The organism is Picosynechococcus sp. NKBG15041c, assembly GCF_055380235.1.
Map to the genome: position 1 here is coordinate 257,070 of NZ_AP040363.1, position 26,682 is coordinate 283,751.

Annotated in this window: 28 protein-coding genes; 13 read left to right on the forward strand and 15 right to left on the reverse strand. The window is 50.4% G+C overall.

The annotated features are described in order from the left end of the window. Positions 1–16 precede the first annotated feature (16 nt). The 3 genes from ACZ45B_RS01240 (at position 17) to ACZ45B_RS01250 (ending at position 2,475) form a co-directional block, all read left to right on the forward strand. Positions 17–835 carry a metal ABC transporter ATP-binding protein gene (locus ACZ45B_RS01240; RefSeq protein ID WP_024545318.1) on the forward strand — a complete coding sequence of 273 codons (819 nt, stop codon included), beginning with the start codon at positions 17–19 and terminating at the stop codon, positions 833–835. Beyond that, positions 832–1,695 carry a metal ABC transporter permease gene (locus tag ACZ45B_RS01245; protein WP_024545317.1) on the forward strand — a complete coding sequence of 288 codons (864 nt, stop codon included), beginning with the start codon at positions 832–834 and terminating at the stop codon, positions 1,693–1,695. The genes ACZ45B_RS01240 and ACZ45B_RS01245 overlap by 4 nt, the downstream gene beginning before the upstream one ends. A gap of 144 nt (positions 1,696–1,839) precedes the next feature. Further along, a complete protein-coding gene (locus ACZ45B_RS01250) occupies positions 1,840–2,475 on the forward strand; it encodes an L-threonylcarbamoyladenylate synthase (RefSeq protein ID WP_024545316.1) in 636 nt (211 codons plus the stop codon). 18 nt (positions 2,476–2,493) lie between these two features. Here the strand turns inward: ACZ45B_RS01250 and ACZ45B_RS01255 are convergent, their stop codons facing one another. From ACZ45B_RS01255 to ACZ45B_RS01285, 7 genes are all read right to left on the reverse strand, one after another. Beyond that, entirely contained in the window at positions 2,494–3,090 is a 597-nt protein-coding gene (locus tag ACZ45B_RS01255) for a hypothetical protein (protein ID WP_148293411.1), read from the reverse strand. A gap of 149 nt (positions 3,091–3,239) precedes the next feature. Continuing rightward, a complete protein-coding gene (locus tag ACZ45B_RS01260) occupies positions 3,240–4,118 on the reverse strand; it encodes a shikimate dehydrogenase (protein ID WP_024545314.1) in 879 nt (292 codons plus the stop codon). A gap of 45 nt (positions 4,119–4,163) precedes the next feature. Continuing rightward, entirely contained in the window at positions 4,164–4,958 is a 795-nt protein-coding gene (locus ACZ45B_RS01265; protein ID WP_029681719.1) for a DUF6816 family protein, read from the reverse strand. A gap of 4 nt (positions 4,959–4,962) precedes the next feature. Then, on the reverse strand, positions 4,963–6,057 hold the full coding sequence (gene ychF / locus ACZ45B_RS01270; protein WP_024545312.1) for a redox-regulated ATPase YchF: 1,095 nt from the start codon (positions 6,055–6,057) through the stop codon (positions 4,963–4,965). Between the two features lie 36 nt (positions 6,058–6,093). Next, the gene (locus ACZ45B_RS01275) at positions 6,094–7,941 is read right to left on the reverse strand and encodes a WD40 repeat domain-containing serine/threonine-protein kinase (RefSeq protein WP_024545311.1); all 1,848 of its coding nucleotides are present in this window, start codon (positions 7,939–7,941) and stop codon (positions 6,094–6,096) included. A 51-nt stretch (positions 7,942–7,992) separates the two neighbouring features. Beyond that, positions 7,993–8,841 carry an alpha/beta fold hydrolase gene (locus ACZ45B_RS01280; RefSeq protein WP_024545310.1) on the reverse strand — a complete coding sequence of 283 codons (849 nt, stop codon included), beginning with the start codon at positions 8,839–8,841 and terminating at the stop codon, positions 7,993–7,995. A 16-nt stretch (positions 8,842–8,857) separates the two neighbouring features. Continuing rightward, a complete protein-coding gene (locus ACZ45B_RS01285; protein ID WP_024545309.1) occupies positions 8,858–9,097 on the reverse strand; it encodes a hypothetical protein in 240 nt (79 codons plus the stop codon). Between the two features lie 160 nt (positions 9,098–9,257). Between ACZ45B_RS01285 and ACZ45B_RS01290 the strand changes: the two genes are divergently transcribed. The 10 genes from ACZ45B_RS01290 to ACZ45B_RS01335 all read left to right on the forward strand — a co-directional run bounded on the left by ACZ45B_RS01290 (position 9,258) and on the right by ACZ45B_RS01335 (position 19,919). Beyond that, positions 9,258–9,857, forward strand: a complete 600-nt coding sequence (locus ACZ45B_RS01290; RefSeq protein WP_024545308.1) for a MiaE family protein — start codon at positions 9,258–9,260, stop codon at positions 9,855–9,857. A 41-nt stretch (positions 9,858–9,898) separates the two neighbouring features. Next, positions 9,899–10,105, forward strand: a complete 207-nt coding sequence (locus ACZ45B_RS01295) for a hypothetical protein (RefSeq protein WP_024545307.1) — start codon at positions 9,899–9,901, stop codon at positions 10,103–10,105. 8 nt (positions 10,106–10,113) lie between these two features. Next, positions 10,114–11,148: a mannose-1-phosphate guanylyltransferase gene (locus tag ACZ45B_RS01300; protein WP_315862125.1), complete on the forward strand. Its 1,035-nt coding sequence runs from the start codon at positions 10,114–10,116 to the stop codon at positions 11,146–11,148. After that, positions 11,148–11,840, forward strand: coding sequence for a lipoate--protein ligase family protein (locus tag ACZ45B_RS01305; RefSeq protein WP_024545305.1), 693 nt, complete (start codon positions 11,148–11,150; stop codon positions 11,838–11,840). The genes ACZ45B_RS01300 and ACZ45B_RS01305 overlap by 1 nt, the downstream gene beginning before the upstream one ends. A gap of 453 nt (positions 11,841–12,293) precedes the next feature. Further along, positions 12,294–13,484, forward strand: a complete 1,191-nt coding sequence (locus tag ACZ45B_RS01310) for a glycosyltransferase family 4 protein (protein WP_024545304.1) — start codon at positions 12,294–12,296, stop codon at positions 13,482–13,484. Between the two features lie 54 nt (positions 13,485–13,538). Next, positions 13,539–15,413, forward strand: a complete 1,875-nt coding sequence (locus ACZ45B_RS01315; RefSeq protein WP_024545303.1) for an ABC transporter ATP-binding protein — start codon at positions 13,539–13,541, stop codon at positions 15,411–15,413. Then, complete coding sequence (locus tag ACZ45B_RS01320) at positions 15,397–16,719, forward strand: phosphotransferase family protein (RefSeq protein ID WP_024545302.1); 1,323 nt, start codon at positions 15,397–15,399, stop codon at positions 16,717–16,719. The genes ACZ45B_RS01315 and ACZ45B_RS01320 overlap by 17 nt, the downstream gene beginning before the upstream one ends. Positions 16,720–16,813: 94 nt before the next feature. Beyond that, complete coding sequence (locus ACZ45B_RS01325; RefSeq protein WP_464674894.1) at positions 16,814–17,518, forward strand: class I SAM-dependent methyltransferase; 705 nt, start codon at positions 16,814–16,816, stop codon at positions 17,516–17,518. A 55-nt stretch (positions 17,519–17,573) separates the two neighbouring features. Then, positions 17,574–18,995: a hypothetical protein gene (locus tag ACZ45B_RS01330; protein WP_024545301.1), complete on the forward strand. Its 1,422-nt coding sequence runs from the start codon at positions 17,574–17,576 to the stop codon at positions 18,993–18,995. Between the two features lie 27 nt (positions 18,996–19,022). Next, positions 19,023–19,919, forward strand: coding sequence for an NAD(P)-dependent oxidoreductase (locus ACZ45B_RS01335; protein WP_024545300.1), 897 nt, complete (start codon positions 19,023–19,025; stop codon positions 19,917–19,919). 29 nt (positions 19,920–19,948) lie between these two features. Here the strand turns inward: ACZ45B_RS01335 and ACZ45B_RS01340 are convergent, their stop codons facing one another. The 8 genes from ACZ45B_RS01340 to ACZ45B_RS01375 form a co-directional block, all read right to left on the reverse strand. Further along, a complete protein-coding gene (locus tag ACZ45B_RS01340) occupies positions 19,949–20,869 on the reverse strand; it encodes a bestrophin family protein (RefSeq protein WP_024545299.1) in 921 nt (306 codons plus the stop codon). Positions 20,870–21,005: 136 nt separating this feature from the next. Continuing rightward, complete coding sequence (gene psbC, locus ACZ45B_RS01345) at positions 21,006–22,388, reverse strand: photosystem II reaction center protein CP43 (protein ID WP_024545298.1); 1,383 nt, start codon at positions 22,386–22,388, stop codon at positions 21,006–21,008. Further along, positions 22,372–23,430 (reverse strand): photosystem II D2 protein (photosystem q(a) protein), encoded by a 1,059-nt coding sequence (gene psbD / locus ACZ45B_RS01350; RefSeq protein ID WP_096416042.1) that lies wholly within the window; start codon positions 23,428–23,430, stop codon positions 22,372–22,374. The genes psbC and psbD overlap by 17 nt, the downstream gene beginning before the upstream one ends. A 313-nt stretch (positions 23,431–23,743) precedes the next feature. Continuing rightward, a complete protein-coding gene (cobU, locus tag ACZ45B_RS01355; RefSeq protein ID WP_024546739.1) occupies positions 23,744–24,301 on the reverse strand; it encodes a bifunctional adenosylcobinamide kinase/adenosylcobinamide-phosphate guanylyltransferase in 558 nt (185 codons plus the stop codon). A gap of 34 nt (positions 24,302–24,335) precedes the next feature. Next, positions 24,336–25,208 carry a prolipoprotein diacylglyceryl transferase gene (gene lgt, locus ACZ45B_RS01360; RefSeq protein WP_024546740.1) on the reverse strand — a complete coding sequence of 291 codons (873 nt, stop codon included), beginning with the start codon at positions 25,206–25,208 and terminating at the stop codon, positions 24,336–24,338. Further along, on the reverse strand, positions 25,208–25,609 hold the full coding sequence (gene queF, locus ACZ45B_RS01365) for a preQ(1) synthase (RefSeq protein ID WP_024546741.1): 402 nt from the start codon (positions 25,607–25,609) through the stop codon (positions 25,208–25,210). Before queF ends, lgt begins: the two co-directional genes overlap by 1 nt. Positions 25,610–25,758: 149 nt before the next feature. Beyond that, on the reverse strand, positions 25,759–26,052 hold the full coding sequence (gene gatC / locus ACZ45B_RS01370; RefSeq protein ID WP_024546742.1) for an Asp-tRNA(Asn)/Glu-tRNA(Gln) amidotransferase subunit GatC: 294 nt from the start codon (positions 26,050–26,052) through the stop codon (positions 25,759–25,761). Between the two features lie 94 nt (positions 26,053–26,146). After that, a complete protein-coding gene (locus ACZ45B_RS01375; protein ID WP_024546743.1) occupies positions 26,147–26,668 on the reverse strand; it encodes a photosystem I assembly protein Ycf3 in 522 nt (173 codons plus the stop codon). Positions 26,669–26,682: the final 14 nt, after the last annotated feature.

Genomic DNA, 26,682 nt, shown 5'->3' on the forward strand with positions numbered 1-26,682 from the left:
TCCCACTGCAAACCCCATGATGACCACCACACCATCCTGCGACATCACCGTTGACAATCTCAACATCACCTACAATGCCTCCCGGTTGGCCCTTTACAACGCCAGTTGCCGGGTCGAGCCGGGGACGATCACAGCCCTTGTGGGCCCCAATGGTGGGGGGAAATCGACTCTCTTTAAAGCCATTATGGGATTTCTCACCCCCACCAGCGGCAGGATAAGGGTCGCGGGGACGGCGATCGCCAAAGCGCAAAAACGACAACTGATGGCCTACGTCCCCCAGGCCGATGAAGTGGATTGGGATTTTCCGGTGAGTGTCTTTGATGTGGTGATGATGGGTCGCTATGGTTATATGAACCTACTGCGGATCCCCCGTCCTAGGGACCGCCGCATTGTCATGGAAAGCCTCGAACGGGTCGGTATGGTGCACCTGCGCGATCGCCAGATTGGGGAACTCTCTGGGGGCCAAAAAAAACGCGCCTTTCTCGCCCGGGCCCTGGCCCAGGAAGGGAAAATTCTCTTACTGGATGAACCCTTTACGGGGGTCGATGTCAAAACGGAAAAACAAATTATTGATCTCCTCCTACAGCTCCGGCACGAAGGCCACACAATCCTTGTTTCAACCCATGACCTCGGTTCCATTTCAACATTTTGCGATCGCACTATTTTGTTAAACCGTACAATTCTGGCAACGGGGACCACCGCTGAAACCTTTACCGAAGAAAATTTAGTCATGACCTTTGGGGGCTTACCACTCACTGGCCTCAGGGCATACCAGGTGGAAAACTGCCCCGAATCAGCCTGCCAAAGTAGCCATAACCCAGAGGTAGAAGGATGACGCTTTTGGGAGATTGGTTGATCGCGCCTTTGCAGTATGGCTTTTTAGTAAAAGCGATTTGGGTGAGTGCCTTTGTGGGTCTAGTCTGTGCAGTGTTGTCTTGCTATATCACTCTCAAAGGTTGGTCATTGATGGGGGATGCCGTGTCCCACGCCGTTGTACCAGGGGTGGTGGTGGCCTATGCCCTAAATATTCCCTTTGCGATTGGTGCTTTTTTGTTTGGGTTTGGGGCAACGGTGGCGATCGGCTATGTCACTGCAAAAACACGCCTTAAGGAAGATGCCGTTATTGGGGTCATTTTTACGGGGTTTTTTGCCTTTGGTTTGGTCTTGATCACAAAAATCCCCAGCAATATCGATCTATTTCATATTCTCTTTGGTAACGTGTTGGGCATTTCCCAGGGGGATATTATCCAAACCCTGATCGCTGGCATGTTGACCCTTGTGATTATTCTGCTGCGCCGCAAAGATCTATTGCTCTTTTGTTTTGACCCAAACCACGCTAAGGCGATCGGTTTGAATACTCAGCTCATGTACTACACACTCCTGTCGGTGCTGGCCTTGACCATTGTGACTGCCTTGCAAACGGCGGGAATTATTTTGGTGATCGCGATGTTGGTGACCCCGGGATCGATCGCCTATTTACTGACAGACCGCTTTGATAAAATGCTCTGGATTGCCGTAGCCAGTAGTGTGCTCTCCTGTGTTTTTGGCACATATCTCAGTTATCACCTCGATATTTCTACCGGTGGGGCGATCGTTGTGCTGCTAACGGCCTTATTTGTGTTGGCAATGTTTTTGGGGCCGAAGCATGGTGTGCTTGCCCAGGGGAAACCCAATACTCTTGAGGCAAATCATTAGGCTTACCGGAAAAAACAAGAAATACCCTCGATTTTGGCGCTGATTGCCATGCATGATGTATTAAATCAATTATTTTAATGCAAAAAATACATCATGCAATGATTGCATCATATACGATGGAAAAAACAGCGAGGTGTAATTATTATGGCAACCATTCTGCCCAAATCGACCCAGGCGATCGCCCAAATCATCGCACAGTTAGAGCGAGGCGAAGTTGTCATTATCCATACCGATATGGTTTATTTGTTGCTGGCCAATGCTCTCAACGCCGAAGCAACAAATCAAATCCACGAATTAAAAGGCTGGAATCCCCGTAAACCTTTGACCTTACTGTTGACCCCGGCCCAAGTAGCGAAATATAGCGATCTGAGCAATGATGCTCAAACACTAGTCAATCAATTTCCTTACCCGATTAGTCTGATTCTATCTCATCGCAATAACCTGCCCGATGCAGTAACAGCTGGACATCGTGAAGTATTTATTTCTTGTCCCGACCAATTCATTTATGATCTCGCCGCCCAAGCCCCCTTTCCCATCGCGGCGGGGACTGCCAGCTTAGGCAGCGAGATGCGGGCCAACGACGCGAAGACAGCCGCGACCTTTTTTGGCAATCAAGTGTCCTTAATCGTAGATGGCGGCAAATCAAAAGAGCAAATTCGCACGACCCTCATTGATTGTCATTTACCCTTACCGACGATCTTAAATTTTGGTCTGATTTCCTTTGATGAATTGCGAGAAATTATTCCCCACATTGAATTGCCATCTCATCTGCGTAAATAGAAGCAAATAACAGTCGCGCTAATCATCGTTGAGAAAATCTGAATCATCATTCCCCGTGGCAAACATTATGTTTGCCTCCTTTAATTTGCGGCGGAGATAAGCATAGGGATTACTGTAGTTACCTTCCCAAGGGTTGACGAGAATACTTGCATTTAACAGGGGAGACATTCTAACCACTGTCCGGGTTAATTCATAGATGTTATTAAATTTGAAATCTGGAAAAATTTGCTTTTCACCAGAACCAAGAAAACGAATGGTATCGTATTGAGTGACTTGGAGTATTTTGAATTTAGGAATAGCGAGGATATAAACTTTGGGCTGGGGTAAAAATTGAAACCAGGGATAACCTGGTTTTAAAAAATGAACTAAATAGGCTTCAAAATAGATCACTTGGTTGGCATCGGCATCTACTTTTAGATAGCGAGCATAGGGCATTAAATAAAAAGGAAAAAAGAGAAAAGTATAAATGAATAAACCGATGAGATAAATAGCATAACGATAGCCTAAAAAATCCGAGAGGGGCCATAGCACAATGGCAAGGGAGGGAATAAAAGCCAAAATAATTGCTGTTATTTTGTCGATCCCTTGCTTGAGGACGAGCTCAGAGGGACTCACGCTTTGGATTTTATATACTTTTTTGTATAGGCCCATAGGAATTTTGCTATTTTTGAGGCGTCACGGTTGCTTAAAAATCTTGATTTAGGTTTGTGGTCCAAGAATACGCTTTTCATCATACGCAGTTTTTCTCTGGATGCTCAGTGATCTTAGGCGTTTTTCACCTGGGCTAGATGGTTTAGAAGGGCTTGGCGCATGGTATCGACGGGAACCGCTTGGCCGAGCCATTTTTCTAGGGCGATCGCCCCCTGTTGCACCAACATTTCGCTACCGTCGATAATTTGTGCTCCTTGGGCCTGGGCCTGTTGGAGAAAGCGAGTCGGGGAGGGGGTATAGATCAAATCGTAGGCGATCGCCCCGCTGGGTAAAGTCGCCATCAGCTCCTCTGTAACCGGGGAGGCATCGACCCGAGGTGCCATACCGATGGGGGTAGAATTGATCAAGAGTTGGGCCTGGGGAATCAGCCGTTGGCGATCGCCCCAAAGATGGGTTTGTACCTTGCCGGCGAGGGGCGTATTTTGCCAACTGGCGCTAAATTGGGCCAATTTTTCAGGATCGCGGCCTAACACATGGATTTGTGGGCAACCCAGTTGATGGCAGCCGACCACCACCGCCCGGGCTGCACCGCCATTGCCGAGGATCACCGGGGTGACATTCGACCAGTCCCGGTCCATGGCTTTCAAGGGCGCGACAAAGCCGGCCACATCGGTATTGGTTCCCTGCCAACCGGTGTCTGTGCGCCAAACAGTATTCACGGCCCCCACCAATTGCGCTTCCGGGGCGATCGCCTCCAGGTGGGCCATGATCGCCTGTTTGTGGGGAATCGTAATGCTAAAGCCCTGTAAATCAATCGCCCAAAAGCCGTCTAGGGCGGTTTTTAGATCTGCCGCCACCACCGGAAAGGCGAGATAAACATAGTCCACCCCCAGTTGGGCGATCGCCGCGTTGTGCATCAGGGGCGAAAAAGAATGTTTCACAGGATCGCCAATTACGCCGAGGAGTTTAGTGGTGCCAAGAATTTTCATCATGTACTTCAAGTGTGTAGGCTTCGATGGGGGTCTAAAAAATATTTCTCAACCCTGCATGGATTCAGCAAGTTTAACCAGATCCAAGGAGTAGTGATAGAGCGCAACCGGTTTATTTTGGGCCTTGAAAAAATCTGGATCATTGGGGGACAGATAGATTGCTGTTACTTGATTGGCGGTAATTTTGTCGGGGGCAATGCGTTGATAATCTGTCGTCGTTTCCACCCGGTTGAGATAAACTTGCTCGGCGTTTTGAAACTGCTGTTGGGTTAACTCGCTGCTGAGAAATTGATCGGGCTTCGGTGCAGTTTGGGCACGGCCAGTGACGGTGGAAATCAAGCGGCGATCGCCCTTTAAAATCGTTAACTGGCGGTTGGGATTTTGGGGATCTACTTCCACCCGTTGGACAATTTCTGTCCCTAAATAAGCCTGGGCAATTTCGCGGCCATTAAAAGCGCGGTCTGCGACGATGGGTAACTGGGGGGCGATCGCCTGGGGCAAAGTTAGGGGCTGCACCATGAAACTAGCCTGGGGTTGGAATTTCACCCGAAAGGAAAAGGGCTGGCCGATCAGTTTTTCATTGGCCGCAAACCCAGGGGTGACCACCTCCGGGGCGAGGGGAGCCACCTGGTCTAGTAAAATGCTCGTCGCCTGCCAAGTGCCCGTAAACCACTCTGGATAAATCAAGTCTGTTCCCGGCTGCACCGCGTTTAAAACAGGTAAATCTTGCCATTGGGGATAGCGGCCTAGGCGATCGCCTAAAGATTCCGCCCAGCTAGGAGCCAAGCCCCAAAGCCAGAACAATAATCCTAAAACCAGAATTTTTCCCCAGGCGATCGCCATTGCCCTACACGTTAAAGCGGAACAACATCACATCCCCTTCCTGGACGACATATTCTTTCCCCTCTGAACGGACCAAGCCTTTTTCCTTGGCGGCACCCATGGAGCCACAGTCTACCAAATCCTGGTAGGCCACCGTTTCAGCACGGATAAAACCCCGTTCAAAGTCCGTATGGATCACCCCGGCAGCCTGGGGCGCTTTCATGCCCACTTGGATCGTCCAGGCGCGGGTTTCTTCGGGGCCAGTGGTCAGGTAAGTGCGGAGGCCCAACAGTTCATAGGTGGCCCGAATCAGAGATTGCAAACCCCCTTCCTCCACGCCGAGGGATTCGAGGAAATCTTTCTTTTCCGCCGCATCAAGTTCGACTAATTCTGCTTCCACCTGGGCGGAAACAACGACGACTTGGGCTTTTTCTGGGGCCGCAACAGCCCGCACTTGCTCGACCCATTCGTTCCCTGTGGCCAAGTCTTCTTCAGAAACATTGGTGGCATAGATCACCGGCTTACGGGTCAAGAGGCCCAGGGCTTTGATCGCCAATTCTTCTTCTTCATCTAGGTCCACTTCCCGGGCGGGGCGGGCATCTTCGAGCACTGGAAGGATTTTTTCTAAGGCAGCGACCTCTAAAAGCGCTTCTTTGGCACGGCTTTTGGCTTGTTTACGGGCACGGTCGAGGCGTTTTTCTACCTGGGCTAGATCGGCGAGGATCAGCTCTAGGTTAATCACCTCAATGTCGCGGGTGGGATCGACGGAGCCGGACACATGGATAATGTCATCGTCATCGAAGCAGCGCACCACATGGACGATCGCATCGACTTCGCGGATATTAGCGAGGAACTGGTTTCCTAATCCTTCCCCTTGGCTGGCCCCTTTGACGAGACCAGCGATATCGACAAATTCCATGCGGGTGGGCACAACTTTGACGGATTTAGAAATGCCAGCGAGGACTTCCAGACGGGGATCAGGAACGGCCACTACCCCCACATTGGGCTCGATGGTACAGAAGGGGAAGTTGGCGGCATCTGCTTTGGCGTTTTCGCAGAGGGCGTTAAAAAGGGTGGATTTACCAACGTTGGGCAGTCCGACGATTCCGGCTCGTAGCATGGGGCTTTTTTAGAAATTCTTATTTTCGCTAGGTGGTCATTGTATCCCGAATCGCCAGAGTTTAATGGTTTTGTCGGCGGCGGCGGTGGCGATGATCTGGCTGTTTGGGCTGATGGCGATCGCCTGAATTTCGCTGTCGTTGTGGGCGGGAAGTTGCACCATGGGTTGTTCTTGGCCCAGTTGCCAGATGGCAAGGATTCCTTGGCGATCGCCCCCGACAAAAAAACGCAAATTTGGGGCGATCGCGACTTTGGTGATCGGGATGAGTAAACGGAGGGTTTTGGGTTGTTTGCCAGGGGTGAGGGGCCAAATTTTCAGGGTTTGGTCAGCGCTGCTACTGAGCAAAAATTGCCCGTTGGGGCTAATTTGGAAATCGAGAATTTGTCCCTGATGGCCGGTGAACGTTTGGAGGCGATCGCCTGCCCCATAACGGCTTAATTCATTGCCCTGGGCCGCCCATAATTGCCCTGGAATTTGGGCGGCGCGAATAATTTGGGTATTTTGAAGGGCAAAGGTTTGCACAACTTTTTCTTGGGCCAAGTCCCAGTAGGTCAGATTTTGATCCGCACCAAGGGCCGCCAATTGCTTGGTTTTTTCCCAGAAGGCTAGCCCTTGGATCCAGGTGGATTTTCCTTCTAGGTAAGTGAGCTGCTCCCCCTGCTGCCAATCCCAGAGGCGAATAGTGTAGTCCCAACTGCCGGAGATGAGGCGATCGCCCCAAAAAATTAGACTAGAAACAATGCCCCGATGACCCCGTAAACAGCTCGCTTCCTGACGATGGTCCAGATCCCAGAGGCGAATCGTTTGGTCGGCGGCGGCACTGGCGAGATGGTAACTATCGGGCGCAAACTGGAGATCGCTAATGTAGGCGTGATGGCCCCTCAAGGTGCGAAAGCAATGCCACTGGGGCTCTGGGTCTGGGACCGCTGGGGAAATCGTCTTGGGTTTGGGCGGTTTAGCTTTGGGAGGAGTAGCAATTTTTGCCTGTTTAGGCATTGTATGTGGGAATAAAGCCGCCAAAATCGCTTGGGCGGATTTGGGGCGATCGCCTGGAATTTCAGCAACCATTTGTTCGAGTAAATTCCCCAAGGAAGAACTAATGGGTGTTGTTAAATAGTCCCGCCATACCCAGCGATTTTCTCGCACGCTGTAGAGATCAAAGGGATGAATCGAGGTGAGCAGTTCTAAGCAAATCACCCCGAGACTATAAAGATCGCTGGCGGGATAACTCTGGCCCCGCAGTTGTTCTGGCGCGGTGTAAATGCCCGACCCAATTAAAGTTCCCGGTTCCGCGCTGGCCATTTTTGAAGTGACCTTCGCCGCTGTAAAATCGACGATCGCCCAATGGTGTTCTGGCGTGAGTAATACATTTTCAGGATGTAGATCCCGGTGGATCAGGCCATGGTCATGGATGAGCTGCACGAGGGGCAAAATTTCCCGCAAAAACTGGCGCAGTCGGTCTTCAGAAAATGGCCCTGCCGCCGTTAGCTGTTGCCGTAGACTGTCCCCCACAATTTTTTCAAAAACCAGGGTCGGCGGAATAGTGATCTGATGTAAATATTTCGGCAAAAAAATGTCCAACACCGTCGGAAATTCTGGGCGATCGCCCAAAGTTTTTAAGCGGTCTGCATTGTCTTGAAAGGTGCTGATGAACTGCTGGGCGTTGACACTCTGGGTAATAAAAGACTGCTTGATGATGCAATAGCTCTCCGGAAAAGTGCCCCGATCAATGCCTAAAAAAGTGCGCCCCTTACTACCTTGATTGAGTACCTGCCGCGCCCCATAGCGATCGCCCAACAGCAGCGGTTGACCGCAGGTGCTGCAAAATTTTCCCTGGTCAGGATTGCGGGGCTGTCCGCAGGCCGGATTGAAACAATAGATCATCGGTGGCGATCGCACAGAAACCTTTCCATTGTGGCAAGAAAAGGATTTTCCTTAGGGTAAAGCATCAAGAAATTGGGCGATCGCCTGATTAAACGCTTCTGGCTTCACCATGTGGGCCCAATGGTTGCCGGGGACCTGCTGCCATTGGAGGTTCGTTAAATATTGGCGGTAGGGCTTGAGCTGAAATTCGAGGCGATTTAAGCCCCCCGCTGGCTGCACAAACAGGCTCGGCATTGTCAAAGGTTTCGTGAGGCCATTGACCCGAAGAATATCGAGGAGAATTTCATCACAGGCGCGCTTTACGAATTTACTCGTCCAAGTGCCGTCAGCATTTTCGATAAAGCTTTCTCGGAAAATTGCCTGTTGCCAGTCGCTCCAGCCGCGATATTGTTTGAGATTTTTGGCGATCGCCTCGGCCTGTTCGTAGGTTTCAAACTGGCCTAAGAGCTTGAGGAAAGGCAAGACACGGTAGCCGATCGGGAAGGTGTAGCGCCACCAGAGGGGCAGTTTTCCCATAAAAAATGGATCGGCGAGGATCAAGCTTTTTACTTTGTCCGGATTTTCGGTCGCCCAAACAGTTGCAATCTTGGCGCCCCAGCTATGGCCGAGAAGGTTAACTTTTGACCAGCTGAAATGTTGGCAAATTCCCTCTAGGTCGGTGCTGTAGTCGGCAAAAGTATAGCCCGTTTCCGGTTTGCCACTGTCCCCATGGCCCCGGAGATCCAGAGCAATCACGTGATATTTTTCCCCGAGACTTTCCCCCAGGCTCGCCCACACCAAACCGTGATCGGCGAGGCCATGGAGCAGCAAAACCGGCTCGCCGCCCGGATGCCATTCGTAATAGCTCAAGGGCAAGCCATTAATCTCAGCGGTGTGTTGGGTCGGGGGAATAAACGTCATCGGTTAAAAAATAAATCTAGGATTCTGTTTTGTCGTCGCCGTTGTTGCGGGGAAAACCACCAATCAAGCCACTTTCGATCATCAACCCTAGGCCCGCATTGACCACGATCAGGCTCACCGTGCCCCACCAGAACCAAGGTTCACCGTTGATGCGCCTGGTGATCGATTCTCCCAGGAGACAGAGGCCAAAGGGAAACATCAAAACGCCTATCTGGGCGGTAATGTACCAGGTGAGTTTGTTTTTTCTAAGATTCATGGGCGATCGCCTTTTTGAAACGTTTCAAATAAAAATTTGTTTTCAAGATTATAGGCAGTTGGCGTCCTCGACGCAGGGAAATTTTGCGGGATCTTATGGGCGCTGCACTGGGCTTTGGGAAACTATATACTGTTGGTTTGTTTGCCATCTCCCCAAATCTATGACCCCTGCGACTCTACCCCGGATCAAGTTTCTCCAGGAGCCGACCCGCCCGGAATGGATCGAGCTGGCCCTCGCTAATCTGGACACCATTTTGCTGGATCACTCCCACTGTGAACGGAAGGCGGCAGGAGTGGCCTTGAATATGATGTTTCGCTACCCCTCGGCGGTGGCACTGGTCAAAACCCTGACGGCGATCGCCAAGGAAGAATTAGAGCATTTTGAGCTGGTGAACCAGTGGCTAGAACGAAAAAATATTCCCCTTGCCCCCTTGAACGCGCCCCCCTATGGCGGTCAGTTGCGCAAATTGATCCGGCCCCAGGAACCCGATCGCCTGTTGGATTCTCTGTTAATTTCAGCCCTGATCGAAGCCCGTTCCCACGAACGGCTGGGATTACTGGGGGAACATTGCCCGGAGCCGGATTTGGCGAAATTTTATCGGGGGCTCATGGCCTCGGAAGCACGGCATTATGGGGCTTATTGGGTGCTGGCGACCACCTATTACGACCAAGATTTGGTAAATCAGCGCCTGGAAGAATTGGCGATCGCCGAAAGCGAGATTCTTGCGACTCTCCACCCAGAACCCCGCATCCATAGTTAGAATCAACGGCAACACCTTTTAACAAAAAGAATTAGCCCGTCATGGATCAGGATACAAAATTTATTTTCCTCGTTTTGGGGCTACCCGTTGCAGGATTACTATATTGCGGTTTGATCATTGCGCTCATGGTGAGCCAGCCCTTTGTGCGGGCCAATTCCCTCTGGTTTGGCTTTTTATTTTTCCTGATCCCCTTTACCATTGCTGCTGTAACCTGGCTCCGCGCCTCGGCGAAGGCCTACCGTAACTAAACCCCTGAATATTTATGACTTTTATCCCTGTGATTTTGGCTGGTGGTAAAGGCGAACGCTTTTGGCCCCTCAGCCGTCAAGACCGCCCGAAACAGTTCCTCAGTCTGGATGGTTCCGGGGTGAGTTTACTCCAGGCCACAGCCCACCGCTTGATCCCCCAAGGCAATTGGGAAGATTTGTGGATTATTACGGCGGCCCAAATTGCGGATCTGGTGCGAGAACAGCTCCCCCAACTGCCCCAGCGCAATATTTTGATGGAACCAGAGCGACGGGATACGGCAGCGGCGATCGCCTGGACTTGTCTAGAGTTGGCGAAATATTACCCAGCGGATACGGTAGTCGCTTTTTTCCCGGCAGATCATTGGATTGGCGAACCGGAACAATTCCGCATGACCCTCAACCGGGCGGCCAATTTTGTGAAAGACAAATTGGCGATCGCGACCATCGGCATTAAACCGGACTACCCCGCCACGGGCTACGGCTATATCGAGCAGGGAGAAACGGTCGCAGCGGGCATTTTTAAAGTGAGTCAGTTCTACGAAAAACCCGGCACGGCGGTGGCAAAATCTTTTTTGGAAACGGGGAATTTTAGCTGGAACAGCGGTATTTTTCTTTTTTCGATCCGCACAGTGCTACAAGAACTGGCCAGTTACGCCCCCGAAATCCTGGAACCACTGCAAGATCGAGGAATCGAGGCTTACGATACCCTACCAAAAATCAGCATTGACTACGCCCTAATGGAAAAAACGGAACACGCTTATGTGCTACCTGCCGAATTTGGCTGGGATGATCTGGGGGATTGGCGATCGCTCGAAAGATTACTCCCCCCCGATGCGGTGACGAATGTTTGTGTGGGCACGCACCATGCCTTTGAGACGGAACGGGCGATCGTCTACAGTGACAATCCTGATGAAACGGTAGTAACTTTGGGCGTCTCTGATGTGGTGGTGGTGCGTCAAGGGGATGTGACCTTGATTGTCGATAAGCACCGCACCCAGGACATTAAAAAAATCCTCGGCTACCTACCCAAAAATCTCCTGTAATGGCTGGGGTTTGGCACTATATTCCGCCCATGGCTGCCCCTGGGGAAACCCAAATGGCGATCGACCGTTGGCTCTTAGATCAGCATCTCCAGGGCAATATTCCCTCGGTGCTGCGGTTTTATACCTGGCAGCCGGCGGCCATTTCCCTCGGCTACCACCAGCGCAACTATCCTGAGTTTTGGGAAAATCTCACCTATCAGGGTGAAAAAATCGATCTGGTACGGCGGCCCAGTGGTGGGCGGGCGGTGCTCCACCAGGGCGATCTCACCTATGCCATTGTCACTTCTGGATTAACGGGCGATCGCCAAAAAAACTATGAAACCCTCTGCCAATTCCTAATCGCAGGGTTTGAAAAACTGGGGATTTCCTTAAGTTATGGTCAACAGCAGCGTAATTACGAGCATTTTGACAGTTGTTTTCGCACCCATACCAAGGCGGATCTAGTGACGGAATCGGGCTATAAGCTCATTGGTTCAGCGCAGTTACGGCGTCAGGGGGCAATTTTGCAGCATGGTTCGATTCGCCTCAACCCTGATCCTGCCCTTTATGAATTAGTTTTTGGTGAAAAATTAATGCTCTCATCTCCCCCAGCTCCATTGTCAACGACAGAATTAATCGCCGTTTTGCGGGAGAACTTGCAGACCTGCTTTGGGGTGACACTCCAAGGGTCTCTTTTGCCACTTGAACGCTAATCATGACTGTTTTGGATTCGTTTAGTAATACTGGGTTTAGCCGATAGAGCGTTGGGCTGGTAGATGTCACACAGAACCCCATTCCCTGCGTGAAACCGTAGTTTGGGCTCTTGTTAACGGCTTTTGTGATGGGTTATCTCCCGCCAAATCTATCCTTTTAACGGGGGCGATCGCCTATTTTTAGGTGATTTTTTTTAATATCACCGAGATTATTCAAGAAAACTTCTAGAGCCCAAAAAAGAACCCCGTATTTTCCCTCTGGTTTTTAATGAAATCACCCTTAATGTTGACGATTCTGGGTAAAAAAATGACAATAAAAAATTGACGATTATCGATTTTTATTGGAGTTTGATTAGAATTTTCTTAGAGTTGCTGGATAAAGATTCAAAGGGATTTACACTGAGTTGCAATGACATCTAATTTGTGACTGTCTCCAGTAGCAGTACAAAAAATATGCGAGTCGCCTACATTCTCAAACGCTACCCTCGTTTTTCAGAAACTTTTGTTGTTTCTGAAATTCTTGCCCACGAAGCAGCGGGGTTAGATGTCGTGATTTATGCCCTGCGGCCCCCGCTCGATAGCCACTTTCAAGACATCATCGCGCGGGTTAGGGCCCCGGTAACTTATCTCACAACAAAAGATTTAAGGGGTAGCCAATTCTGGGAACTGCTGCAAGAAGCCGCCGCCGTATTACCGGATTTTTGGGCCAAATTACCCCTAGCCCAAGGAGAAGAGGTGAAAGATGTTCACCAGGCGATCGCCCTAGGGATGGCTGCCGTCACCCAGAATATTACTCACTTTCACGCCCACTTCGGTACATCTGCCACCTCAGTGGCGCGGCTAGCTAGTCTGTTTACTGGCATTCCCTACACTTTTACCGCCCATGCTAAAGATATTTACCATGAGACTGTGCGACCAGAAGACATGGCCCGTAAGCTCGCCGATGCCAAAAGCGTCATTACTGTCAGCGACTACAATCTCCAGTTTCTCAAGGAACAATATGGCCCCGCAGCGGCGGCGGTACGGCGCGTTTACAATGGTCTCGACCTCAGTCAGTTTCCTTACCAATCCCCCCAAAATCGACCTGCCAAAATCGTCGCAGTAGGCCGGCTGGTAGAAAAAAAAGGTTTTCCTGATCTGATTTCCGCCTGCGGCTTACTGGCCAAAAAAAACATAGATTTTCACTGCCAAATTATTGGCCATGGGGAACTTGCAGAGTCTCTGCAACAACAAATTAATGGGGCAGGCTTGCAGCCCTGGGTAGAGCTACTTGGGCCACGGCCCCAGGCAGAACTACGGGCGATCGTCCAGGGGGCAGCGGTGTTGGCGGCTCCCTGCGTGGTAGGCGGTGATGGTAATCAAGATGGCCTACCGACTGTACTCCTCGAAGCAATGGCCCTGGGGACTCCCTGCGTTTCTACTGACGTGACGGGTATTCCTGAAGCGCTGCACCATCAAAAAACAGGTCTACAGGTTCCCCAACATCACCCAACTGCTTTGGCAACGGCCCTAGATTGCCTATTGCAAGACAGCAATCTGCGGGTCCACCTAGCGGCTGCGGCCCGCCAGTTGATCGAAGTTAATTTCGACATTCATCACAATGCTGCCCGGATACGCCAGTTGTTTGAGCCCCAACTTCCGTAGGCTTGATGCTTTTAACCATCTATTTGCTCTTATTTCTTTCTCTCCACTACTCCCATGGCACGACGACCTCAAAAACTAACCGAAATCGCCCCTGGCCTCTGGCAAATTGTGCAACGGTTTCAGCCCTATATTCGCCAGCAGTGGACCCTGGTTTTGGGTGGGTTGGCGGCGCTGCTGGCCCAGGTTGGGTTAAGGCTCCTAGAGCCTTGGCCCCTGAAGTTTGTTTTTGATGAAGTGATTACTTCGACCTCTGAACGCAGCTCATCGGGAATGTTTTGGTGGGATAACCTATCCCCAACAACGTTGCTGTGGGGGAGTGCGATCGCCCTAGTGGTTTTTACGGGCCTACGCGCCCTAGCCGACTATGGCAGCACCATGGGCTTTGCGTTGGTGGGAAACCGAGTCCTGACCCAGGTACGAAATGATCTTTATCAGCACCTACAAAACTTGTCCCTGAGCTTCCATAACCAAGCCCGCAGCGGCGAACTCACCATTCGAGTGATCAGTGATGTGGGCCTATTGAAAGAAGTAGTGGTGACTGCTCTTTTACCCATGACAGGCAATACGCTAGTCTTAGTCGGCATGGTAGGACTGATGCTGTGGCTGCACCTAGAACTTACCCTCCTGGCCCTGGTTACGGTGCCATTGCTGTCCTTGATTACGGTACGCCTCAACCGTCGCATTAAGGAAGTTTCACGGAAACAACGAAAGCAAGAAGGGGCGATGGCTTCTACCGCTGCTGAGGCGATGGGAGCGATCAAAGTTGTGAAAACCTTATCCCTAGAAAAGACCTTCGCCCAGACTTTTTCTGGCCAGAGCAAAAAAACCCTCAAAGACAGTGTCAAGGGCAAACGACTAGCAGCGCAATTGGAACGCTCAGTAGATTTGATTATTGCCCTAGCAACTGCCCTGGTGCTGGGGCGTGGAGGTCACTTAGTCGCCAATGGCAGCTTAACGCCAGGCGATCTGTTGGTGTTTATGGCTTATCTCAAAAATGCGTTTAAACCTGTCCGTGATTTTGCTAAATATACAGGCCGATTGGCCAAGGCAACGGCTGCCGGGGAACGCATCCTTGACCTGCTCGACCAAGTGCCGGATATTGTCGATCGCCCCGATGCCTGTCCTGCCCCTCGATTTGCTGGTCAGGTGACATTTCAGCAGGTGCAGTTTGCCTACGAGCCGGGTCACCCAATTTTAAAAAATATTAGTTTTGATGCGACTCTGGGTCAGTCCTTGGCGATCGTTGGGCCATCGGGCAGCGGTAAATCTACCTTAGCCAGTTTGTTATTGCGCCTCTACGAACCCAGTCAAGGCCAAATTTTGATCGATGGGGTAGATATCCAGGCATACCAAGCAGAGTCTTTGCGATCGCAGATTAGCGTCGTGCTACAAGACAGCCTTTTGTTTGCCGCCAGCGTGCGGGACAACATTGCCTATGGTAATCCCCATGCCAGTGAGGAGGACATTCTCGCCGCCGCCCAGCTCGCGAATGCCCATGATTTTATTCTGCGGCTCCCTGAGGGCTATGACACAGTCTTGGGAGAACGGGGGGTTACCCTTTCGGGGGGGCAACGCCAACGCATCGCCATTGCCCGTGCGGCCATACGTCAATCACCGATCTTAGTTTTAGATGAGCCAACAACGGGCCTTGATCAAGAAAATGAGCGCACAGTTATTGATGCCCTACAGCGGGTCGCACAGCAACGCACCACCTTGATCATTACCCATGATCTCACCCTCGCTGCCACCGCCGATCGCCTCATTTACATGGAGTATGGTGAGATTTTAGAGAGTGGCACCCATGCTGAATTGTTGACTAATGGCGGCCCCTACGCAGCCCTCTATCAGTTGCAGATGGCTCGTCGCCAACTGGCTGAACAGGAGTCACCGCGATCGCCCCAGGGAGGTTCCTATGCTACACGCCCCTGATTTGGCTTTGGTCGAACGCGATCGCCGACTATCTAGTTTGACGACCCTGCTCGATGACCAAGCGATGCTGGCCCTCTTGCAAAAACAAGGCTATCCTGTGCAGCGGGTGACTAGTACCTATCTCCGCTACAAGCCCCACACTAACTGCCTGGTGGCCTACACCCTACAATCTCAAGCATCAGAGCAAGCCTCCTATTGTTATGCCAAGGCGCATCTGCCAGGCAGTAAAAAGTTAACTAAATATCGACACCTGGGCCAACGTTACGCGAACAGTGGATTGTTACCAGTCGTTTTAGATGAGTTGGGGTTGGCGATCGCCCCCCTGCCTTTTGATCGCCAACTAAAATCACTGACTCGATTATTTAATCCTGCAACCCAACTCCAGCTCTGCTGCCAGCTCCTGGCCCTGGATGAGAGGACGCTGGAAGGAGCGGCGATCGCCTTGACAACCCTCAATTACAAGCCCGAACGTCGCTATGTCTGCCGGGTGCAGCTTGGTGATCAAAATTGGGTGTTTAAAGTATATGCCGGAGACCACTACGACACCGCCCAGCGCAATAGCAAGCACCTGCAGTTCGGGACTGTGTTGCAGATGTCACCACAGGTAGGCTGCAGTGACCGTGACCAAATCTTGGCCTTTCCTTGGGTAGATGATCAGCCATTAGAACCGATGCTTCAAGCAGACCCTTGCACCGTTCAGCGCACTCTCCGACAGGTTGGGGTCGCTCTGGCTGAGCTCCATCGGCAGCACCTCCACCATTGGCAATCTGTGAGCTGTGTTATGGAGGCCTCAGGAATAAAAGCACTAATGAGCGACCTAGCCTATTTGCAACCGAGTCTCACCGATAATATCGAGATCCTTGGTCAGGCCATTGTCGATGGCTTGATGCAGTTGCCTCAGCAGTGGCGCTCCACCCATGGAGACTTTAAGCCAGATCAAGTACTTTTTAAAGGCGATCGCCTTACTTTGCTAGATTTTGACCGTGCCGCCCAAGGTCACCCCGCCCGGGACTTGGGTTCATTTTTGGCTCAACTCGACTACCAGCATCTCCGGGGGAGTCTCGACGATCACCGCCGTCATGCCGCTGCCACTGGTTTTCTTGAAGGTTATGTTGCCCATGGTGAGGTCGTGGACCCTAAGGCATTGCGCGTTTACAGAGCCCTATCGTTGTTCAAACTCTTACCAGAACCTTTTCGTTACCGCGCCCCTGATTGGCCGAAAAAAATGCAAAAGTTACTAGACCAAATTGATGCCGTTTTACAGCGGAGCGATTCAGATGATGGGCTTGATTTAAGAGAGGCTTGATTTTCCTCAAAGGTACATTTCTTGATTCGGCAACTTAACCCCAAGGACTGACCGATACAATAGAGATTATTTCTACTGCGGCCAACCCTTGTCTATGTTCTCCCAGTTGCCTACTGACAATCGTGAATTGAATTGGTTTACTCTCACGGAGGCGATCGCCCAACGGTTTGAGGCAGAATACCAGAACAAAAGGCCCGATTTACCCGACGAAGTGCAAGCCCTACCGATTTTTTTGGATTGGCAATCTGGAAAATTGCAGAACCGCGTCACGTCTAAATTTTGGGAACTGGCCCAACCGAAAAAAAACCAGCATTGCCTTGATCTCGGCTGTGGCCTGAGTTTTTTGATTTATCCTTGGCGCGACTGGAACGCCTATTTTTACGGCCAAGACATTAGCCAAACGGCAACGGAAATTCTCCAATCCCGTGCCCCCCAGCTCAATTCCAAACTATTCAAAAGCATTGTGCAGAAACCCGCCCACCACCTGGAAAGCTATCAAACAGGGTTTTTTGATTTGGCGATCGCCACTGGCTTTAGCTGTTACTACCCCCTCCCCTACTGGGAAAGCGTCCTCGAACAGGTGCAGCGCGTGCTCAAGCCAGGCGGCTTTTTCGTCTTCGATGTGGTAGACCCGACCCAGGACATTGCCGAAGATTGGTCAATTCTCGAAACCTACCAGGGGGCCGAAGTTTTTCTCGAAGGCCTCGATGATTGGCAAGCTCTGATCAAAAAGTCCGGCGCAAAAATTGTCAAAGAACAACCAGGGGAACTGTTTCACCTATACAAAATCCGCTGGTAACCCAGTATCCTGTTGAATGTTGGCGCTTTGCCAGTGCAGTGAGAAGATTAAAAACGTGGCTTATCAAGGATTATGGGAAATGTTTAAGCGGATTATCCTCTTGGTTGTTTTAGCGTTCGGCCTCTGGAGTTGTGGCGATCGCCTCGATGCCCGTCTCGTCAGTAACCTCAACCCCGAATCCCAGCCCGTCGTTACCCAGGCCTTAACCGAGGTGGCGACCCCCAGCTTGATCAACGAACTGCGCAAAGAACTCGATCAATACCAACCCCAGGTCAAAATCCTCAGCCCCCGTCCCGACGAAACCTTCAACAGCAGCACCGTTAACGTCCAGCTTCAAGTCAACGACCTCCCCATTTTTAAAGACGCAGAATTAGGGATGGGGCCCCATGTTCACCTGTTTGTTGATGACCAGCCCTACGTCGCCGTTTACGACACCAGCCAACCAGTAACCCTCGAAAACCTGGCCCCTGGGAGCCATATCGTGCGCGCCTTTGCTTCCCGTCCCTGGCACGAAAGCTTTAAAAATGAGGGGGCCTATGCTGAAACCACTTTTAATGTTTTTACCAAGAGCAACAATAATATCCCTGACTTTAGCCAGCCGCTCCTCACTTATAGTCGCCCCCAGGGAACCTATGGTGCCGAGCCGATTATGCTGGATTTTTATCTGACCAATGCGCCGCTCCATTTCGTGGCCCAAGCTGATGATACGGACAATATCAACGACTGGCGGATCCGCGTCACCATTAACGGCGAAAGTTTCATTCTCGATAACTGGCAACCGATTTATCTTTCTGGGTTTAAAAAAGGGGAAAACTGGCTCAAGCTCGAATTTATCGATGACCAAGGAGAATTGCTCGAAAACGTTTACAACAGTCCTGTCCGTGTGATCAATTACGATCCGAAACTCAACGATACCCTCGCCAAACTGGTTCAAAATAAGCTGCCCCTCAGAATGGCGAAAAAACTGGTGACTTTGAAAGAGTTGCCGCCAGAACCGGCCCCAGAAATCATTGCGCCCCTTGAAGAAGCTACGCCAGAAGTCCCAGCAGAACCAGAAGCTACCATTCCCGAACCGGCAGTAAGCCCCGATTTAAACAATGAGGAATCGGCCCTAGAAACGGAAGAGATTCCGACGCTAACAACAGAAGAGACGATTGCGCCTGAAGATAACGGTGATGTTCTAGAAAAACCAACGGATACCCCAGAACTCCCCGAAAAAACAGTCCCAGTGGTGACACCAGAAGCGGAACAAACTGAGCCGCTAGCAACGGAAGAAGCAGAGTCAGAAGTAGAAACACCAGTCACGCCGACCGAAGTTGAGGGATTACCCACTGAAGAACCTGCGGCGATCGCCCCCGAAAGCCCTAAAACGCCAGAGGTTACCCAAGAAGAGCCAGCAGCTTCAACTGAAGCCCAAACCCCAGAGCCAGCAACCCCAGAGACGCCTGCTTCAGAATCAGAAACCTTAGAAGAGTAGCGGCATTTTAAGACCGTTTGAAAAACTATGCCAAAAACCATTGCTTTTCTCGGGATAGGGGTAATGGGGGCGCCTATGGCCCTCAATCTTCAGCAAAATGGCTATCCGGTTATTGTTTGGAATCGTTCCGCTGCTAGCTCTTACTTAGCAAAGGTGGCAGCGGCTGGTGTCCCCATTGCAGCGACGATCGCCGAAGCGGTTCAAGGGGCTGATTATATTTTTTCCTGTGTGAGTGATGTGCCTGACGTGAAAGCGGTTTTACTGGGCGACACAGGAGTAGTTCACTTTGCGAAACCCCATGCTTTAGTGATTGATTTCAGCACCATTGGCCCTACAGCCGCGCAGGACGTTGCTAAAACTTTGGAAACTAAGCAATTGCGTTTTCTCGATGCCCCCGTCAGTGGCGGTGACATTGGCGCAAAAAATGGCACACTGACAATTATGGTCGGGGGCGATCGCTCAGATTTTGACGAAGCAAAACCCTACCTCGAAGCGATGGGCAAAAATATTTACCATTGTGGCCCCGTGGGGAGCGGCCAGGCCGTGAAACTGTGTAACCAAGTCCTCTGCGCGATCCATATGGTGGCCCTCTGTGAGGCGATCGCCCTTGCCCAAACCCAGGGGATTGACCCGAATTTGATGATTGATGTGTGCCAAACGGGGGCCGCTGGCTCCTGGGCGATCGCCAACCTAGGTCGCAAAATTACCGCCGCTGATTTTCGCCCAGGCTTTATGGTCAAACATATTCTCAAAGATTTGCGTTTGGTAAATGAAAATCTCGCCGATCTCCCCTTACCTGGTTTGGCGATCGCCCAACAAAAATTTCAAGACACCGCCCAACTTGCTGATGCCCTCGAACAAGGGACCCAAGCAATGTTTCGCACCTATGACTCTTTGATAAAGATAGACTCTCAAAGCACATAAATCCTTTAAAACTGATGGTCAAAATAGCCTTAAAGTACGCCAGAAAAGTCTTCCAAATCACTCCCCGAAACTTCAGAGAATTTGGCCAATCTGTGGTGATAGAGCTCATCAATCTCTTGTTGTAAGTTATTACACATGCGATCCAGGGGGAGATCGTTAGGATCCTGGCCAAAAGGATTTTCAATTTCTTGACCAATGGCTTCAATGCCAATCAGGGTAAAGCTAATCACCCCCGCTGCCACCGGTGTCCACCAATTAAGCGTTGCCACCAATTGAAAAGGAACCACCAGGCAATACAGTAAGAGCAAATGATTTAGATGGGTCGAATAAGCCTTTGGAATGGGCGTATGCCGTATTCTTTCGCAACCGGCCATTTTTTCGACTAGCTGATCGAGAATAATATTATAGGTAGTCAAAATATGACTATCGATATATTTCAAATGATACCAACGCACCACATAAGCGTTAATCCATTGAATAATTTTTAGCGGCATTTTGTTCGTCTGACTGAGCTCTAAAGCTTGTTCTGGGGTGACTAATGCAGTGAGCTGCGCATCAATCGGCTCTTGTCTGAGATGTAACTTTGTCGCGACAAAAAAAGCAATAATTAAACGGTTGACCGTCATTTTTTCTTCATAGTCTTGGCGCGTCTTTTCTGGAATCGTGACAGAAAATTGCCGTGAAAGTTGGCGCGCACCAATAATAATTCCCCCGACAAGTTTTCTGCCTTCCCAAAATCTTTCGTAGGCCGTATTTGTTCTAAAAACCAATAGAAGACCAAGCACAACCCCTGGAATTAAACTAGCCAGGATCGGCTGATTGAGGGTCTGAGCCCCGCGCATATAGAGCGCCGTCACAGCAAGCGAAAACAGCATCATGAAGAGAACAATTTTCCAAATGCTTGGAATAATTGAACCATGAAGCTGCCGAGCCACTTTTTGCAATACCATACAAACTCCAAATACGCCCAATTTAAGAACGCTAAGATTTTTTGATCAAAAAAACTCCTGTCATAAAGACAGGAGCTAAAAGACATAATTCTAGGTTGGTTACTGACTACTCAGGACAGTTTAAATTCCCTTGTAATTAGTCCAGATCACCCATGTTCAGTACGGGCTCAGTTTCACGGTCAATCCCTTTCTCGAAACCAGCTTCAGCCGCACGAGCACGACCAGCATGCCACAGGTGACCGATGAGGAAGAAGAAGGAAAGAATGAAGTGAGAACCAGCCAACCACTGACGGAGGTTCACAAAGTTAAAGGAGTTGGGCTCAGTAATAATCCCACCAACGGAGTTAATGGAAGCATTAGGAGCGTGGGTCATGTATTCAGCGGCACGACGGAGCTGCCAAGGCTGAATGTCATTCCGGATTTTGTCGAGGTCAAGACCGTTGGGACCACGAAGGGGCTCCAGCCAAGGACCACGGAAATCCCAGAAACGCATGGTTTCACCACCAAGGATGATTTCACCAGTAGGCGATCGCATCAGATATTTACCCAGACCAGTAGGACCTTGGGCAGAACCAACGTTTGCACCCATAGATTGGTCACGGGCCAAGAAGATCAGAGCCTGGGACTGGGACGCCTCAGCGTTAGTCGGGCCGTAGAATTCACTGGGGTAAGCAGTGTTGTTGAACCAAACAAAACAAGTTGCGATGAACGCCATCAAAGACAGCGCACCAAGGCTGTAAGAAAGGTAAGCTTCACCAGACCACACGAGCGCCCGACGGGCCCAACCGAAAGGTTTGGTGAGGATGTGCCAAATACCACCGAAGATACAGATCAGACCCACATAGATGTGGCCACCGATGATGTCTTCCATGTTGTTGACACCAATAATCCAGCCTTCGCCACCGAAGGGAGCTTTGAACAGATAGCCAAAGATCACCGCCGGATTTAGGGTTGGGTTGCTGATGATGCGGACATCACCGCCACCCGGCGCCCAAGTGTCATAGACACCGCCAAAGAACATTGCTTTGAAGACAAGTAGCAACGCACCACAACCGAGAAGAATCAAGTGATAACCAATGATATTGGTCATTTGGTTCTTGTCTTTCCAGTCATAGCCGAAAAAGCTGGAGTATTCTTCGAGAGTTTCGGGGCCACGGACAGCATGGTAAATACCACCAAGGCCGAGAACCGCAGAAGAAATTAAGTGAAGTACACCCACAACAAAGTAGGGGAAGGTGTCGATTACTTCACCACCAGGGCCTACACCCCAACCGAGGGTTGCCAGGTGAGGCATCAGGATAAAACCTTGTTCGTGCATCGGTTTCTCTGCCACGAAGTGAGCCACTTCGAACAGAGTCATTGCACCAGTCCAGAAAACGATAAGACCTGCGTGGGCAACGTGCGCACCCAGGAGCTTACCAGAAAGATTGATTAGGCGAGCGTTACCAGACCACCAGGCAAAGCCAGTGGACTCGATATCGCGACCGCCAGACATGGGCGCATTAGAGAGCGTTACCACGGGGTAATACCTCCTCAGGGAATACAAATTGTTCGTGAATTTGGTCTTGGGGGGCCATCCAAGCACGCATACCTTCGTTCAACAGAATGTTCTTCGTGTAGAACGTCTCAAACTCGGGGTCTTCCGCTGCACGGATTTCTTGGGATACGAAATCATAAGCACGCAGGTTCAACGCTAAACCGACGATACCCACAGAGCTCATCCACAGACCCGTTACAGGTACAAACAGCATGAAGAAGTGCAACCAACGCTTGTTGGAGAACGCAATCCCGAAAATCTGAGACCAGAAACGGTTCGCGGTCACCATGGAGTAGGTTTCTTCTGCTTGGGTCGGCTCGAATGCCCGGAAGGTGTTCGCTTGGTCACCATCTTCAAACAAGGTGTTCTCTACGGTCGCCCCGTGGATTGCACAGAGCAGTGCACCGCCAAGAATCCCAGCAACACCCATCATGTGGAAGGGGTTCAGGGTCCAGTTGTGGAAACCTTGTAAGAACAGAATGAAACGGAAGATACCAGCAACGCCAAAGCTAGGAGCAAAGAACCAGCTAGACTGACCCAAGGGGTACATCAGAAACACACTGACAAATACCGCGATGGGGCCAGAGAAGGCGATCGCATTGTAGGGACGAATGCCAACCAGACGAGCGATTTCGAACTGACGGAGCATGAAGCCGATCAGACCGAAGGCACCGTGGAGGGCAACGAAACTCCAGAGACCACCGAGTTGGCACCAACGGGCAAAGTTCCAGTTAGCTTCGGGGCCCCAGAGGAAAAGGAGGGAGTGGCCGAGGCTGTCAGCGGGGCTAGAAACAGCAACGGTCAGGAAGTTACAACCTTCGAGGTAAGAAGAGGCAAGGCCGTGGGTGTACCAAGAAGTGACGAAGGTAGTACCAGTCAACCAGCCGCCCAGTGCCATGAAAGCACAGGGGAACAGGAGGATACCGGACCAACCGACGAAGACAAATCGATCTCGCTTGAGCCAGTCATCGAGGACATCAAACCAGCCTCGTTCCTGGGACGCGCGTCCGACTGCAATAGTCATAGTTTTTAATTCCTCTTGTCTATATAGATGAACAAGGGTTGGATATTAAAGGGCTTACGTTAGTTTCCTTGGTATGGATTCTCCCTGTCAAATGAGCAAAAGCCAATAGGTATAAATCCTATGGTCAGGGGAGTTTCCGGGACTAAGATAAGCGCGTTAACCCTATGAAATATAGGCTATTCCAGATGGTTAATGTTTCTTAAAATAACACATACTCCATGGGCATATAGCCACTTGAAGGATTTCATAATCTGAGTGTAAACACTTTTCTTAATATCTAGCGGGGTTTTTGTTACAAAAAGATACATTCCTTTCAGGTAAGGGGATCTTTCACCGGAGGCAAGGGTTGCCCGAGATGTTTGAGGTCTAGAGCATGACCGCCAACAAGAAGATATGCTTCATCAACGACTAACCCGACTTCGCGGATGAGACGCCCCAGGCGATCGCGAAACATTCTACCCATGGGATAGGCGGGAACCACTCCCCAGCCCGTTTCCTCTGCCACAAGAATCATCATTTGAGGAGTAGTCCGGAGTAAATCCAAAAATTCGCTTGTTAGATGGTGCCATTGGCTGGGCTCTGTTTCTAAGTGACTCGCCACCCAAAGCCCTAGGGAATCTAGCAAGATGCAGTGATTTTGAGGAACGCTTTGGATGGCGGAGGTTAGCTGGGTTGATTCGGCAATGAAACCCCAACTTGCGGGACGGCGATCGCGGTGGTGTTGGATGCGGGCAACCCATTCGGGATCGTTGGGATCTTCGGTGGCAGTGGCGATGTAGGTGACAGGGCGCTGGGACTGAAAAGCAAGGTATTCGGCCCATTCACTTTTGCCTGAGCGGACAGCACCGGTCACAAGAATAGTTCGACCCATGGGTTTAGTAACAACAGAGATGTTAGGTTCGCGATCAAATTTCAGAATTTTCGGACTGGGCTTCGGCCTCTCGTAGTTCCCGAGGCGATCGCACATCAGGTAACCGCCGTTTTAAGACATATAACCAGACCAACCCTAAGATCCCCAAAGCCATTCCTGTCAAGCTCACCAACTGGGCGACGCGAATGCCCCCCAGCATCAAGCTGTCAGTGCGCAAGCCTTCGATCCAGACTCGACCGGCACTGTAGGTAATCCAATAAGTAAAGAAAATCGTGCCTGTTTTCAGGCGATCGCCATGGCGCAGACCCCAAAAAAACAGATAGAGCAACAGAGCAAAAACACCGAGATTCCAAAGGGATTCATACAGGAAAGTCGGGTGAAAATACTCATACTCAATCAAGCTTAAGGGACGATTGGCCGGGGGAATATAGAGCTTCCAGGGTAAATCGGTGGGGGCACCAAAAGCTTCGGAGTTAAAAAAGTTTCCCCAACGGCCGATCGCCTGGCCCAAGATTAGGGAAGGGGCAATCAAATCAGCCAACTGCCAAAAAGAAAGGCGGTTTAAGCGACAAAAAATCAGTGCAGCGATCGCCCCCCCAAGGATTGCCCCATGGATGGCAATCCCCCCCTGCCAAATCGCCAAAATATCCTGGGGTCGATCTGCATAGTTACCCCATTGAAACAACACATAATAGAGCCGGGCGCAAGGAATCGCGCCAATAATGCCCCAAATGACATAATCGGCTAACAGCTCCGGCTTAACCCCACGCCGTTGGGCGAGAAATTGCGACAGACTAACGCCGATCAAAACCGCCGAAGCAATCAAAAGGCCATACCAACGGAGTGCGAAATTACCCACTTCAAACAAAATGGGACCAGGGGATTGAAATTGCCAAGCGAGAATCATCATGCTTGTTCTTTTTTGTGGGTGACTTCAACGACAGTATGCACATTACCACGGGGTTGATAATCCCCTTTAATCGTCATTTCGAGGGGATCGCAGGCAGCCACCAAATCATCGAGGATTTGATTGACCCCTTCTTCATGGGAAATATAGCGATCGCGGTAGCTATTGATATAGAGCTTAATTGCTTTTAATTCCACAACTTTTTGATCCGGTATATAGGAAACATAGATAGTCGCAAAGTCAGGGTAGCCAGAAAAAGGACATTTACAGGTGTATTCCGGCAGGGTGATATTAATGGTGTAATGCCTTCCAGGGCGGGGGTTCGGGAAGGTAATTAGCTCACCATTTTCGATTTCCCGCTCACCGTACTTCATTGCTTGTGCTTCTGTGGTCTGGCCCATGGTTAAAACCTTAATATTTTTTAAAGAAACCGTATTGTATTGTACAAATTTTCGGAAAGTCCTGGAGAGTTATGGGATCCATCCCATAGGAGCACAAAAAAATCCCCTTGCGAGGATTCATAACAGCAAATTCAATTGAATAATTCTGCTCACTCACTTTCGCCAAGAATCTTTGGCACTCGAAAATAGTCATCTTCGCGGTCAGGGGCGTTATCAAGTAAAAGTTGGCGATCGCCATAGGTCTTTTGCGTGTCGGGCCGGGTGATATTACTCACATCGATCGCCCGGGTAGTTGGCAGCACATCATCCGTGTTAAGTTCGCTCAACTGCTCTACATAGTCCAGGATCGCGCTGAGCTGTTCCGGTAATTTTGCTTCATCTTCCGGGGTCAGTTCTAAGCGAGCTAAGTGGGCAACTTTACGGACTTGTTCCAAATCAATCATTTCAGTTATCGGTTAAATAGTTATCGAAACATGGGGTGGATGAAACTAAAGTAAAACTCTCTGGATTCATCCTGGAATTATGATCAAATGGTTTTTAAAAGAACACATCCATTTCTGAGCGGCCAGTAGTTTTCAGCCAGTTTTGGGCTTCGATGTAGTTGTTTGGAGCGATGCGGATCGCCTGCTTCCAATATTCTGCTGCTTTATCAAAGAGATCTTCTGACGTGTCTTCATCCCCTGCCTGTTTTGCTTTTTCCCCTTGGTAGTGGTACACCACCGCAATGTTATTTAAAGCTTGGGGCATCCGGGGATTGAGCTCGATCGCCTCGTGGTATAGCTCTAGGGCCCTGCTGTGATCGCCGTTACTAGCGTAGATTAGACCCATGTTGTAGAGGATATAGCTGCGGTCATTGGGATCATCTTCGAGTTTGAGGGCTTCTTCGTAATTCTCTAGGGCTTCGGAATATTCCCCATCGGCTTGGGCCGACATCCCATCGCGGTAGTAGGCAAAGGCTTCTTTAGAGCGGTTATTGGTGGGCAGGATCTTGAGGATGATATCTGCCATCACCGTAAAGCTCTTATCGATGAAGTTATCGTTACGCTGTGTTCTGGGCATAATGGTTAAGTCGG

Bases quoted from the DNA above. Each gene is read 5' to 3' on its own strand.
- lgt (WP_024546740.1), bottom strand. From the start codon at position 25,208: ATGATTCTCGCTTGGCAATTTCAATCCCCTGGTCCCATTTTGTTTGAA.
- ACZ45B_RS01245 (WP_024545317.1), top strand. From the start codon at position 832: ATGACGCTTTTGGGAGATTGGTTGATCGCGCCTTTGCAGTATGGCTTT.
- ACZ45B_RS01325 (WP_464674894.1), top strand. From the start codon at position 16,814: ATGTTCTCCCAGTTGCCTACTGACAATCGTGAATTGAATTGGTTTACT.
- ACZ45B_RS01340 (WP_024545299.1), bottom strand. From the start codon at position 20,869: ATGGTATTGCAAAAAGTGGCTCGGCAGCTTCATGGTTCAATTATTCCA.
- ACZ45B_RS01275 (WP_024545311.1), bottom strand. From the start codon at position 7,941: ATGATCTATTGTTTCAATCCGGCCTGCGGACAGCCCCGCAATCCTGAC.
- ACZ45B_RS01335 (WP_024545300.1), top strand. From the start codon at position 19,023: ATGCCAAAAACCATTGCTTTTCTCGGGATAGGGGTAATGGGGGCGCCT.
- ACZ45B_RS01250 (WP_024545316.1), top strand. From the start codon at position 1,840: ATGGCAACCATTCTGCCCAAATCGACCCAGGCGATCGCCCAAATCATC.
- cobU (WP_024546739.1), bottom strand. From the start codon at position 24,301: ATGGGTCGAACTATTCTTGTGACCGGTGCTGTCCGCTCAGGCAAAAGT.
- ACZ45B_RS01315 (WP_024545303.1), top strand. From the start codon at position 13,539: ATGGCACGACGACCTCAAAAACTAACCGAAATCGCCCCTGGCCTCTGG.
- psbD (WP_096416042.1), bottom strand. From the start codon at position 23,430: ATGACTATTGCAGTCGGACGCGCGTCCCAGGAACGAGGCTGGTTTGAT.
- ACZ45B_RS01265 (WP_029681719.1), bottom strand. From the start codon at position 4,958: ATGGCGATCGCCTGGGGAAAAATTCTGGTTTTAGGATTATTGTTCTGG.
- ACZ45B_RS01295 (WP_024545307.1), top strand. From the start codon at position 9,899: ATGGATCAGGATACAAAATTTATTTTCCTCGTTTTGGGGCTACCCGTT.
- ACZ45B_RS01260 (WP_024545314.1), bottom strand. From the start codon at position 4,118: ATGATGAAAATTCTTGGCACCACTAAACTCCTCGGCGTAATTGGCGAT.
- ACZ45B_RS01310 (WP_024545304.1), top strand. From the start codon at position 12,294: ATGCGAGTCGCCTACATTCTCAAACGCTACCCTCGTTTTTCAGAAACT.
- ACZ45B_RS01320 (WP_024545302.1), top strand. From the start codon at position 15,397: ATGCTACACGCCCCTGATTTGGCTTTGGTCGAACGCGATCGCCGACTA.
- ACZ45B_RS01290 (WP_024545308.1), top strand. From the start codon at position 9,258: ATGACCCCTGCGACTCTACCCCGGATCAAGTTTCTCCAGGAGCCGACC.
- gatC (WP_024546742.1), bottom strand. From the start codon at position 26,052: ATGATTGATTTGGAACAAGTCCGTAAAGTTGCCCACTTAGCTCGCTTA.
- queF (WP_024546741.1), bottom strand. From the start codon at position 25,609: ATGGGCCAGACCACAGAAGCACAAGCAATGAAGTACGGTGAGCGGGAA.
- ACZ45B_RS01375 (WP_024546743.1), bottom strand. From the start codon at position 26,668: ATGCCCAGAACACAGCGTAACGATAACTTCATCGATAAGAGCTTTACG.
- ACZ45B_RS01280 (WP_024545310.1), bottom strand. From the start codon at position 8,841: ATGACGTTTATTCCCCCGACCCAACACACCGCTGAGATTAATGGCTTG.
- ACZ45B_RS01305 (WP_024545305.1), top strand. From the start codon at position 11,148: ATGGCTGGGGTTTGGCACTATATTCCGCCCATGGCTGCCCCTGGGGAA.
- ACZ45B_RS01240 (WP_024545318.1), top strand. From the start codon at position 17: ATGATGACCACCACACCATCCTGCGACATCACCGTTGACAATCTCAAC.
- ACZ45B_RS01285 (WP_024545309.1), bottom strand. From the start codon at position 9,097: ATGAATCTTAGAAAAAACAAACTCACCTGGTACATTACCGCCCAGATA.
- ychF (WP_024545312.1), bottom strand. From the start codon at position 6,057: ATGCTACGAGCCGGAATCGTCGGACTGCCCAACGTTGGTAAATCCACC.